At 72.3% G+C, this 1,199-nt stretch carries 1 protein-coding gene; it reads left to right on the top strand.

Going from position 1 to position 1,199, the window contains the following annotated elements; all coding sequences use genetic code 11:
* Window positions 1-1,199 (top strand): HlyD family type I secretion periplasmic adaptor subunit (locus MKK49_RS16535; protein ID WP_244030352.1); only part of this gene is annotated, 1,199 nt, incomplete at both ends.

Here is a 1,199-nt window from a genome sequence, read left to right as displayed (position 1 = left end):
CCGGATCCGTCCCCGCGGGTCCGCTTCCCCCCGCCCACGGCTCGATCCGCCGTCACCTCGCCCTCGGCCTCGGCCTCGGGGCGGCCCTGGTGGTCGGGGTCGGCGGCTGGGCCACCGGCACGCAGATCTGGGGCGCGGTGCGCCCGCCGGGCCAGCTCGTGGTCGCATCCGACGTGAAGAAGGTCCAGAATCCCACCGGCGGCGTCGTCGGCGAATCGCGCGTGCGGGAGGGCGCGCGGGTCAAGGCCGGCGCCGCGCTGATCCTCCTCGACGCGACCCAGGTCCCCGCCAACCCCGACATCGTCCTGAAGGCCCTCGACGAGCTCTCCGCCCGCCGGGCCCGCGACGAGGCCGAGCGCGACGGAGCCGGGCACATCACCTTCCCGCCCGAACTTCTCGCCCGCCGGGACGGCGACCCGGCGGTGGCCCACCTCATCGACGGCGAGACCCGGCTGTTCACATCCCGTGTGGCGGGCCGCGCGGGCCAGAAGGCGCAGCTGCGCGAGCGCGTCCTGCAACTGCGCGAGGAGATCAACGGGCTGACCGAGCAGGTCACCGCCAAGGCGCGCGAAATCGGCTTCATCACCGACGAGCTGAAGGGCGTGCGCGAACTCTACGGCAAGAACCTCGTCTCCCTGGCGCGGGTCAACGCGTTGGAGCGGGATGGCGCCCGCCTCGACGGCGAACGCGGCCAGCTCGTCGCCGCGACGGCGAGTGCGCGCGGCCGGATCGCCGAAACCGAACTCCAGATCCTGCAGATCGACGGGGACATGCGCACCGAGACCAGCAAGGATCTGGCCGAGATCCGGGGCAAGTGGTCGGAATACCGGGAGAAGCGCGTCGCGGCCGAGGACCAGCTGAAGCGCATCGAGATGCGCGCGCCGCAATCGGGCATCGTGCACCAGATGACGGTCCACACCATCGGCGGCCTGGTGACGCCCTCCGAGCCCGCCATGCTCATCGTGCCCGAGGCCGACCAGCTCGCCGTCGAGGTGAAGATCCAGCCCCAGGACATCGACAACGTCCGCCTCGACCAGCCGGCGGTCCTGCGATTCCCGGCCTTCAACCAGCGCACGACGCCGGAGATCGACGGGGTGGTGAGCCGGGTCTCGGCGGACGTGACCACCGATCCGAAGACCGGCATGAGCCACTACACCGCCCGCATCCGCCTGCCGCCGGACCAGGCCGCCCGTCTCGGC

Origin of the sequence: Methylobacterium sp. J-090, from assembly GCF_022829345.1 — a bacterium.
Taxonomy (GTDB): Bacteria; Pseudomonadota; Alphaproteobacteria; order Rhizobiales; family Beijerinckiaceae; genus Methylobacterium.
The sequence above is the reverse complement of the archived record's forward strand: the minus strand, read 5'-3'. Positions and strand labels throughout refer to the sequence as shown.